At 58.5% G+C, this 11,442-nt stretch carries 5 protein-coding genes and 1 pseudogene; all 6 read right to left on the bottom strand.

All coding sequences use genetic code 11. The features are described from left to right. Positions 1–92: 92 nt before the first annotated feature. A complete protein-coding gene (locus tag FHW69_RS16815; protein WP_183424257.1) occupies positions 93–485 on the bottom strand; it encodes a hypothetical protein in 393 nt (130 codons plus the stop codon). A gap of 156 nt (positions 486–641) precedes the next feature. Next, positions 642–1,372 (bottom strand): annotated as a pseudogene (locus FHW69_RS16810) (IS3 family transposase); the annotation flags it as partial. Between the two features lie 126 nt (positions 1,373–1,498). Further along, a complete protein-coding gene (locus tag FHW69_RS16805) occupies positions 1,499–2,248 on the bottom strand; it encodes an HNH endonuclease (protein ID WP_183424256.1) in 750 nt (249 codons plus the stop codon). Beyond that, complete coding sequence (locus tag FHW69_RS16800) at positions 2,248–4,254, bottom strand: hypothetical protein (RefSeq protein ID WP_183424255.1); 2,007 nt, start codon at positions 4,252–4,254, stop codon at positions 2,248–2,250. Before FHW69_RS16800 ends, FHW69_RS16805 begins: the two co-directional genes overlap by 1 nt. A 16-nt stretch (positions 4,255–4,270) precedes the next feature. Further along, a complete protein-coding gene (locus tag FHW69_RS16795) occupies positions 4,271–8,632 on the bottom strand; it encodes an N-6 DNA methylase (RefSeq protein WP_183424254.1) in 4,362 nt (1,453 codons plus the stop codon). Next, positions 8,629–11,433 carry a helicase-related protein gene (locus tag FHW69_RS16790; protein ID WP_183424253.1) on the bottom strand — a complete coding sequence of 935 codons (2,805 nt, stop codon included), beginning with the start codon at positions 11,431–11,433 and terminating at the stop codon, positions 8,629–8,631. The genes FHW69_RS16795 and FHW69_RS16790 overlap by 4 nt, the downstream gene beginning before the upstream one ends. Positions 11,434–11,442 lie beyond the last annotated feature (9 nt).

Below are 11,442 nucleotides of genomic sequence, written 5' to 3'. Positions count from 1 at the left end.
CGATCTGTTCTTCGCTGAACTTCGACTTCTTCATATAGAGCTCCTTGGATGGGAAACTCTACTTCCGTCTGGCTCGAACCAACGAGGACGCTTCAACGCACCCGGAACTCGCTAGCCACGGGTGGCGTCAGGTCAAGCAGGTCGATGCCCTGGGGCTCTGGCGTATACAGTTCCAGCCAGGCTCGGTGCTGGCTTTTCTGCAAGAGAAAGTCTGGCCCATGGCCTTTCGCCGGGCTCGTCAGACTGAAGCCGTTGCGCCACAGCCACTCGGCCATCTGCAGTTCGCTCAACCGCTGGCGGAAAACTCCGGGCTTGGGCGACAGCAGTTCGTTGATGAAGTGCGGGTCGTCCAGGTGCTCCTGGAGGTAACGATCGAACACCCCCAAGAGGAAGGCGACCACGCGCTCACGGAGATCCGGCCGCATACTGGGCCACTGGGCATGGAACCGTGCTTCTACCTGTTCGCGGATGGGTGTTGTGGCCATGCCTCATGCTCGGATGGGTTCGCTCTTTGGTCAATGGGCTTAAGGGCGGCGCGAGTGGCCGCCCTCGTCCTGCAGCCGCTTCATTGCTGCAAGCCAACGGCTCCTCATGCCTGGTGCGCCATGCAAACCGACGATGGTGAGGTAAGACGTGTGCGACTGCATCGACCAGCCGACAACGCGACGCGAGTACAGATCCAGCACGGCGGCCACATACAGCCAACCCTCCGCGGTCCACAGGTACGTGAAGTCGGCGACCCACTTCTGGTTCGGCGCGGTCGCCTGGAATTGTCGATCAAGCAGATTGGGCGCGATCGCTCCACGGAGTCGCTCGCCTCGGTCGATGGGCAAGCCACGTCGACGTGGTCGAGCGCGTAGCCCCTGAATGCGCATCAGCCGCTCGACGCGATGCAGGCCGCACCAATGTCCCGCTTCGAGCACATCGCGCCAGACACGGCGCGCGCCGTAGGTCCGATCGCTATCGAGAAAGCTCTGCCGCGCCAGCTGACCCAGCACCTCGTCATCCCATGGGCGCTGACTGCGTGGCCGAACGAGCCACGCGTAGAACCCGCTGCGCGAGACACCGAGCGCCTCACAGATCAATCCCACCGGCCAGGCCCCTCGGTGCTTCGCCACGAAGCCGAACTTCACGTCGATTCCCTGGCGAAATAGGCCGCGGCTTTTTTCAGGATGTCGCGCTCCATCTTGAGCTTGGCGACTTCCTTCTTCAGTCGCTCGATCTCCGCTTGCTCGGGCTTCATCTGCCCTTGCCCGGGAAACGCCTGCTGGGGATCGGCCACCAGCTCACGTACCCATTTGCGCAGCACGTTCTCATGCAGCCCCAGATCACGGGCCGCCTGCGCCACCGCTACACCGCGCTCATTAACCAGTCACACCGCTTCAAGCTTGAACTCGCGACTGAACGTCCTTCGTGTTCCCATAAACTACCTCCGGTTCATCATCCCACCTAAACTCCGTGTCTGTGAAACCGGACGCAGTCCACATCCCGCTAGTGACTACGCTCCTTGGAACACGTGCTCACGATGCCATGCGAGATACGGAATGTGGCCTGGGCTATGTGTCCGAAGCCGTTGCCCATCCGAAACTGAGAAATGACGCCGCACCGAATCATCGAGATGGCGCGAGCACAGCAGTAATCCCTCATCGCTAAAGGCGATCAAACCCACATCAAACATCGCGTCCAAGTGAATAGACAGGAGAAGGCCATTAAAGGGGTCTAGGCGCTCAGAATGAGTGGCTTTGGCCCACGGCTTTGCGTGGCTGGCCCGCAGCAGTTGCGGCGGAAGCGTTAGGCCAGTTACGGCGCAGCGCCCTTGCCACAAGTCCATGAGCGCCTCGCGAAATACATCCTGCCCTATGCGCTGGCGAACTTCGCGCGTTCGTTCCGTTTCGGGAATTGCTGCCAAACGCGTCTCGACCTGAGCTGACAGCACGGCAATTGGATGGACTAGCAGGGTATGAAGTACGCGCAGCGCTTCGTAGATATGGGGAGCACCTCTTGCCAGTCCGATACTGGCCATCCCCGTAGGCGGCACCCGATCTGAAATCTCCAGGCCGATCATCGCAGCAGCGCCCGCCTCCGGCAACGCCAGTAAGACGCCCTCCCCTACGACTTGTACCAGTACCGTCTCTCGAGATCCGCTGGTCACAGCAGCCAACCAACCATCGTCCTGCGATGAAATCAGATCATAGCCACTGTCGGTCAGCGCCTTCGCAACGAGCGGCGGTAGCGGTAATACCGTCATTATTGTTTGCCCTGCCCCAGAACCGAATTTTGCTCCGCACCAAAACGGCGACCGAACAACAGTCCCTCGTTGGAACTGGGATCGAGCTCCAGGCGCACCACGCCATCTTGCAGGTTGGCAGGAGGCGGCGTAGTGGTCGTCACGATGTATTGAAATGGCGGTTCAGCTCCTGCGAACCCATTCTTTTCCAGCTCATTCATCAATGAGAAGAAGTTCTCGTATAAGCCAATGCTCATATCTGCTTCTCTAGGGCAGTCATGAATTAGGAAACCGGGGTGAGAGCTCCCTGATCCCGCGCTATCGAGCATACAAGCGATGTCGCCCAACAGTACTTCCAATACCCGATAGGCCTCTCCACCCCGCATTGAAAGGCGAAACGGGCGATCTTCATCGCGCGGGTCAAAGACACCGAATGCGCCGTCCGGAAGCAAGGTCTGTGTCAAAGCGTCTGTTATGGACACCAATGCCTTTTCCCGATCAGATTTGCCTCGTTGCAACAAAGCTAACTGCGTGCGGGCGCTGTCGAGCTCACTTCCGACTCTGTCTATCTCGGCTTGTGCCGCATCAATTTCAGCTTGGGCCTTTGCAGAGCCTGCTGCGCCATCCCAACGCGCAAGTTCGTCCATTAAGCCTGGCCATTTGTTAGCTTCGATTTCAGCTGTACGTCTTGCCGTCCTGACCCTATTCAAGCTCTGCTTAAGTAACTCCTCCTGTTGCTCCAGCGCCTGAACTGTCAATCCCATTTCATTCTTGCGAGCTAAAGTGCCAACAGCCCTCCCCGCAGACTCATCCATCAGTTTTTGCAGACCCTGCTTATCGCGCTGATCTCGCAGGCTACTCAGTTCAAGAATGCGGATCTCGGCCTGCACATACTGGCAAGTCGAAAATGGGACATTACCTTCTTCGCAGTGCCCAGATAGGTTCCTAAGCTTTAAAAGCCTTTCTCCAATTGACCGAAATGCGTCCTCATCCCTGCGCCTTGCGGCATCTGCAAATTCGTACTCAGCGCTGGCGCGCTCACTCTCACTGCGGCGCAACTTCAATTCTGCGCGGACCTCAGCTAGATCCTGATCTGCCTTTTCCTGTTTCAGTTCCCACTGTGCAAGACGATGTGACGCTTCATCGCTTGCAACCTTGATTCGGCCCTCCACTGAATCTCCGAATAGATCTGGGGTGCGGATGGGTAGGTCGTCGGGAAGACCCCCCATTGCTCGCAAATTGGATTCGATGCGTCGCCGTATCAGTGCCGGCTCTCGGCGCAGTTCGTTCGCTCTCTGCGATGCCTGTGAAAGCTCTTGCTGCAGAGTTGCGATCCGGCTCATAAGCTGCGACTCGGATTGATCCACAAGTCCGAGTACCGCCCGCATGACAATGGGGGGATCTTGGCGGCTACGCTGTAGACCTGAGCCCTCCCCCTCACGCCAGGTGAAGAACGACTTGAATCGCGAACCCTGATCACGACTGATCCACGCCAGGAGATGCCTCCATTCAATCGCTTGACCTGTATCCGGAATGTTGGACGGCGATACTGAACTCACGATGTCATTCGCCAAGCGCTTTAGGAAATCCCGGTCGCTACTTTCGGATTCCCGATCCCAAAAGTTCTCCGCACCTTCGCCAGCGAAAACAAATCCATCCTTGTGGGAATTGAAGTAGCGACACAGTGTGAACGGTCGATTTTCTACATACATCACTGCGATAACGCCGCCCTTTGGGAGCTCACCATACAGCTCATCGCGTAGCTCGTTTACGGTCTTTGACTGATCTCCAAGACAGTAACGGAGCAATAGGCATAGTGATGTCTTGCCAACACCGTGACCCGCGGCGTGGAGTCCGACTGCGCTGCCTGCAGTTGGCTCCTTCGCCCACACCACGTTAAGCCCGCGCCTTAGGGGCACGGTCCTGACAATATTCGAGGTATCGGGTTCCGAGAAAATGGAAAGCTGCTTGAACCATAGGCGGGGGGTTCGCCTGTCCTTTGGTAGATGCTGGATCAGCTGCTCCATTCTCCTACTCCATCATTCAGGCACGTTTCGTTGAGATATCAGTCGATTCTTTACCATCTATTGCTGGCGTACTCCCGGAGGTTTGCGATGCAGCCTTCATCAAAATCTTCGCGACCTGAACCGCATCCTCATCGACTACCACGTCGTCGGGGAGATCAATACCCTGGACCGCGAGCAGCTGTATTGAGTCAGTCCGTATCACGCCAGTCGATTCGTAATGACGCAGCCAGCCCTGGATACGTTCACCAGACAGCCGGCCAGTCTCGAAGATCCCAAGATGCCTGTTTTTAAACTCGACAACGAAAGCCGCGTCTTGTGCATCAACCAAGCCGTTCAGCACGTTCGATTGTGCTGCGATGGTCATTGCATCAGTCAATTGACGGCGCGACAGATGATCATGCTGTCTGATCATGGCAATCAGTAATCCGGCCAACCGTGCATCAGTCCCGTCACGGATGATGCCGTGGGACGAATAGGCCGGCATTGCCTGCTGGCCGGGAGGGGGATTCAAGAGGCTGACGTACGGCTCGCCATTTCCCTCAGCAAGCGTCATGCGGCCGAACTCATGAAGCACTAGATTGCGGGTGCGATATTCACCGAACTCACGGAGCTCCCTGTCCTTAAGGACGCGGAAGGTTTCGCTCGGATATTCAACCCCCATTACATCGGAAGGATCGAGGACGTAGCGCAGTTCATCGAGCGTGAGACCGTAGAGGCGGGCGTAGTACGCGTCCAGTTCGGCACGAACGATAGCCCGACGGTCGAGAGCGAATTTAAAGGGTACGCCGCTGTAGCCGAGATCGCGCGCCCAAGAGGACAGGTCGTGGGCGGTGTAGGTCAGTTCAAGCACGCGCGGAACGATAAAGGCGATGTCAGCGTCGGTGTATTGACTGGGTGACAAAATGGGAAACTGCTTCAGATAGCCGTATGTAAGGTGCGTTCCGCCTACTTTGACGCGAGCGACATAGTCGAGCGTAAGAGAATCGAGGTTTGCTAACAGCGCGGCAGCGCGCTCAGGCTTTTGCCCCGTCATGAAAAGAGAAAGTGTGTGCCCAACGCCAGACCATGGCACTAAGCCAGCAATAACCGTCCGTTCGTCGGTAGATCGGCATATGTCACGCCAGCCCATAAGCCAACGATGCGTCCATCCCCTGTCCGATAGGGACTGCACAACCTCCCGCTCCGCCACCCAGTAGCGCGGAATGACCGAAAAGTCTAAGTCGGACTTTTCGGCGATGGTGACATCACGGCTGTTGCCATCTTGGGTATAGGTAGCCCAGCGGTGATCGAACTGGTGAATCAACTTGGCTTCGTACAGCAGCAGCATTCCTTCGCCCGGTTCACCGGCGAACAAATGGCTATCGCTGGTCATGTTGAATAGGCCCTGAGAAAAAGTGATGCCCCAGGGGTTGCCATCGGCGCAATTCTCGTCAATCAAAACCGGTGCAACACCATAGAGCTTCTTGGTCAGCTCGGCATCGCGCTCGCTGCGAAACATTGGGCAGGTGAGCGTATTAGGATTGATTAGACGGAACTCATCGGGCGTGAGGCTGAAGCGACGGCGAGAGTCGCCGAGCTGAGCCACCTGGGTAGCGAAGCAGACGAACTCGGCACGCTCCGCTGCGCCTAAAGTAAGGAGGCTGAACTTGTAGCTGCGATGCACAGAAGGGAACACCGCCTCCCGGTTTTCGATGTCGTACAGGCTGACCAGCCGACCGTTTTGGGTGATATCGGCAAAGAAGACTTTAGTGCTGTCGTCAGTGGCGATGCCCGTGGGAACGATGAAGCCAGCTCGCCCTTGCTTCGCAGTTAATTGACTTATGGTTTCTGCAAATAACGAGTATGTGTTGAGCTTTCCGACTGCCGTAAGTGGATAACGACCTGCACGATAAAATGCGTTGCATGCAGCAACACGCTGGCTCTCTTCAACAAACTCGTTCCAGAGGCGCGGGTTATCTTCTTCCAGTCTCGCAATTGCTTTCTTACGTTTGTCGCCAGAGAGTGATGAGATATGTGTATCGCGGGAAGCGAAGAACTCTTCTTCGCCCAATTGAGATACCTCCCAGGGCGGATTTCCCAGCACGCAGGTAAAACCTCCAGCAGCATGTACCAGTGGGAAAGCCAGTGGCCAGTGCAGGACGCGGCCTGCACCGCAGATTTCACTGGCGGCGGCACGTTTTCCCGCATGACCCGGCGCAGCGTGTTCGCCCAAGAGCTCCAATACCACCGTGCCTGTAGTTGGAACGGATTCGCGATTCTTTTTGACCTTAGGTAACAGAAAAGCAGCCAGCAGCATGTCCGCCGCGTGGCGCAACGGACTATCGGAAACCTCCTCCGCAAAAGCTCGCCAAGCAGCTTGTTTGGCCGCTATCTCTACTAGCGTAGCGTCTGGCAGTGCTTCCAAAGCACGCAATTTATCAAGCCCGCCCGTGCGTAAGCCGAGCAGATCACGCTGCCCGAACTGCTGGGCTGTTCGCTTTCGCTCCAGATCTTTCAGCTCTATCGCATTTTGTTTGGCGAGCGTTTTACAAACCGCATTATCGTCGCCAGGCAACACCTTGACAGCCCCCTTGGGGACACCCTGCTCCAATGCAGACAGATCGGTCAGGCCCAGCAGCGCGTCACCGCACTGCAGGTGGTGATCGAGGAAACCGAGCGGACGATCCGGTGTCATGGCCTCCAACCACAGCGACATGCGCGCCAACTCGATAGCCATGGGGTTGCGATCTACCCCGAAGATACAATGGGTGACGACATCACGCAGGGCATGGCGAAAATCCTCGCCGCTGGGCGTACCCTGCGCACGGAGCTGAGCTAAGCGCGTAGCCAGCCGGCGCGCGGCGCCAAGCAAGAAGTGGCCGCTACCGCAGGCCGGGTCGCATACGGTGATGGACAGGAGCGCGGCCTCAGGATCTGCCGCACCACTAATGCGCTGCTTAATGATCGGCTCCAGCGCAGAATCTAAGAGTTCCTGAACCAGCGAATCTGGCGTGTAGTAGCTACCGCTCGTCTTACGAGCGTTGCCCTTGGATTCTTCAGCATTAGCGAAGCGAAACACGCGACCATCAGCACTAATGTCCGGTACCAGCTCTAACAGGCTTTCGTAAACGCTTCCCAGCTCTTCCGGGCCCATGTCACGCCAATTGATACGGGTCAAACTACCATCACTGCGCATCCAGCCAAGCTTTGCAATCGCTTCCAACAGCGCGCTGTTGCTCAGCATGCTGCGATCAAGGTCCGAACACTGGTCCTCGGCAAACAAACCACCCAAGGCCGGCAGCGCCAGCAGTGACTGACCATGGGCCAAACCGGTTAAAACTGGTTTTAAGCCTTCCCACAGATCCGCATGACGATCGAACGCGCGGCGGCGGCGAGCGCGCTCGCGAAGACGACGCAGGCTGTAGCCGTCCGCGTACAGATTTACGGCATTCGCATCGGCACCCATCGGGTGCAGCAGGCCGCGCTCCTCAATGGTCAGGAGAAAGATCAGCCGATAAACCAGGCGCAATAGTTGCTGGAAGTAGGCATGCCGGCCGAGCTCGCCAATGGCCAATGCATCACGCAGTGGCTGATTGGCGGGTTCGGCTAGGAACCCCTGGCCGAGAGCAGCCAGTGCTTGCTCCACGCCTTGGCGGAGCTGGTCGCGTGCGCGTGTACCCTGCTCTTTGCTGGCCTCCCGCCAGACTTCCAGCGGACAATGCTGCACCATCGCATCGGGATTGCCGAAGCGACTGGCATGCATTAGCAACCAAAGGAGCGAGAAGTCGGCGTAGCGCTCCTCGGCAAAGATGCGCTCCAAGTCTGCTTCGATCCATGCCGGCCGGGTGAGACTGGCATTGTCGCGCGCCAAGCGCAGCACGCTTCCGTTGCTTGCCACACCCCACAATGCCGCATCCGACGCATTCAGATAGTCCTGAAGCAGCCCGAAGGCGCTGCGCTGACGAATGCCGTCGCCATAGCGACGGTGACGTTCGTCCAGCCGCTGACCGGCCACGGCCACCACCAATGGCATTCGGCCCTCGCGGGCGCTGGCGGTGATGGGATAGTCGCGCCCAGCGATTTCCGTGTGCGCGTTATGTGATGTCAGATCCGTGGCACCTAGAACATCGCGAAACAGCGCTTGAAGGAAGCGGACAGCAAGGCCGTGTGGATCCTCAGCCCGTTCACGGGCCGCGGCGAAATCACTCCAATGGGCCTGAGCGATACGCCAATAGCGTCCCAACTCATCGCGAAGATTTAGGCCTCGAGGGATGCCATAGTCCGCCGGCGCCTGATGAGCAACCTTCAGCGTGGCGACGCTGCTCAACCATTCAGCAGGCAGCAGCCCGCCCTCGATCTGTATGGCATCGAACTCCAAAGCTGCATAACGGCGACTCACCCAGCACCTCCGGGCATCAGCACGAATGCGGCGATTACGTCCACCGGCTTGAGAGCACGCACCTCGTAGCGGCCACGAGCGTCGGCAGCCTCACGAACACGTCTATGATCGGCCAGCAGGCGTTCTGCCTGGGTGTCCGCGATCTGCTCCAGTGACTCTCGACGTTCGTCCAGTAGACCTAGAACTGCCTGCATCTCGCGCTGGCGTACTGGCTCGGGCAGGTTGCCGGTGGCCGGCGCCTGCAGCCAGTCGAGTAGCTGCTCGCCTTGCACTTCGGCCGGACTGGCACGCCCCTGCCAGGCCACGGGCAACGCTTCCTCTACAAGCAACACGCTGCTGCGACCCGAACGAGTGGTCGTTATCTGGTGGCGCAGACGCAGCAACAGCACAGTAGTGACGCTGTCCACCGCCGGACTGCGCCACACGCCGATGCGCCCTAGTGTGGCCAGCTGTTGGTTGTCGCGAGTTTCGCCGCTAACGGCCCGCTCCAACAGTTCGTCGGCCAAGATACTCACAAGTGGATGGCTACGGCTGACATAGCGACAGCGAGGACTGGGCGGCTGACTGAAATCGATACCAATGTTGCCGCTCAGACCCGCGCTCTCCAGGCGTTCACGTAGCGCTTGCGGTAGTGCGGACAATGGCGCAGTAGCCCCACGCTTCGGGTTGAACAGCAACCCGGCGCCAAGACGGGCCATGGCCTGAGTAGTAAAGCGCTTCACGTCATCGCTGGCGCCAAGTACGGCCTTCATACGCTCCCATTCGGGAATCACGTCGCCAGGACGCAGGCGGCGCTGCGCAAACACAGTGCGGTTGCGCTTAGCTTTTTCAGCTAGATCCGTCCAGCGCACATCCAGTTCGCGACTTTCCTCGTACTGATCGAAATCGAAACTCTGCTGAGGGCCGCCAGCGCGCTCACTGCGCAACATCACCGCCTTCATTAGGGCTTGAGTCAGGGTATGGTCATCGTCAGGCAACGGCACTGGAACGCCCAGTTCTTGTCGGATCTTCTCTGCCTTGCGCAGGATCACTTGTAGAACTGCGCCATCAACCGGGTTATTAGCTCCGTACATCAGCGTGGCGCGCACTTTGCGACTAGGTTGTCCGAAACGATCCGCACGGCCTTCGCGTTGCTCATGACGGGTGGGGTTCCAGGACAGGTCATAGTGGACCACAGCATCCACGTACTCCTGCAGATTGACGCCCTCAGAGAGGCAGTCGGTGGCGATCAGCAGTCGGCGTTCTGCTTCGCCTAGTGCCTCGACGCGACGCTCGCGCTCTTCAGACGGGAATTCGCCGGTAACCACATCCACTGTAACGCCACGAAACTTGCCATCCAGATGCTCGCGCAGATAGTTGGCAGTAGCGATGTAGCGGCAGAACACCACCGGATTGAAGCCTTCGGCGATTAGCTGCTTCAGATGCTCTGTAAGCAGACGCAGCTTAGGATCACCATCCTGGCCGGCCAGCGTGCAGGCCTGGGCCAACAATGCGTGCAGGGCGGGGTCACCCGTATCAGCAGCTGGTACCACATCGTCCTGGTCCAGGGCGTCCTCACTACCATCGAACAGAGTTTCCAACACTTCCTGCGGTGCGTTGTCCAATTGCTCAGCCGCCAAGCGGGTCTTCAGGGCCTGCGTGGCGGCAGCAGGGCTGGAGGCCACGCAGCGCATCAGGGCCAAGGTCCCCCAAAAACTCAGACGTTGACGGCGGGCGTCGTCGCCAGCGCGCTGGGTTACATCACGGCAGTAGTCGAGCACGTCCTGAAAAAAGTGCTCCCATTCCCCTGTCAGTCGGTAGGGCAGCTCTGCGGTCTCACGCTGGGGAAAGATGCTTCCGTCACGCCATTCGTCAATGTCAGGCCGCCGGCGTTGCACGAAATGCTGGGCAAGCTGTTCGCGTAGCTTGTCCTTACTGTCCCCGCTAGCCGTGGCGAACTCGGCAAACTCTGGCTTAAGCAGGGCCAACAGGCTGTAGAAAGCCTCCTGGTCACCACTGTGCGGAGTTGCCGTGAGCAGTACTAGGTGGCGCTCGTCATCGTTGGCCAGTTCGCGCAACAACTCGAAGCGCTGCTGGCGGGCTTGGCCAGTACTAACGCAAGTATGTGCTTCATCAACGATCACGAATTCCGGGCAGGCACGAATGAAATCGTGACGGTGTCGATCGGACTTGATGTAGTCCAGGCTGACCACGGTGAAGGCGTGTGCATGAAAGATGGAATCGCCAATCGGCAAACCACGTTCAAGACGAGCGGCGCTGCTTGCCGTAACCCCTACTGCGGGCAGATGGAAGCGCTCGTTAAGCTCGCGCACCCATTGTTCGACCAGGTGCGGCGGACAGAGCACTGCCATACGCTGGATTTCGCCGCGATCGAACAGCTCGCGGGCGATCAGTGCCGCCTCGATAGTCTTGCCGATGCCCACGTCATCGGCGATCAGCAATCGCACGGGATCCAGCCGCAGTGCCATCAGCAGCGGCACGAGCTGGTACGTGCGCGGCTCCACGGCGATGTTGCCGAAACAGCGGAACGGGCCTGCGCCTCGGCGAAGCGCCATGCGCAAAGCATCGGCGAGCAGTATGGCGTCGTGCTGGCTACCTTCCTGGACCGGATTGGGTCTGGGGAAATGCGCAGAGCCGATGCCAAGCTCCAACTCGGTATGGACGATGGCGCTTTCGTCCTCGCTGCCCGACAGTGGACGCAGGCGTAGCAGAGGCGCAACGCTACCGGGTTGCACGATCCACTCGCGACCACGTGCATGAACCAAGGAGCCGGGAGTGAAGTTGGCGATAGGTGTATTCATTTGGTGATA

Origin of the sequence: Luteibacter sp. Sphag1AF, from assembly GCF_014192715.1 — a bacterium.
Classification (GTDB): domain Bacteria; phylum Pseudomonadota; class Gammaproteobacteria; order Xanthomonadales; family Rhodanobacteraceae; genus Luteibacter.
This window is presented reverse-complemented; position numbering and strand designations above follow the sequence as displayed.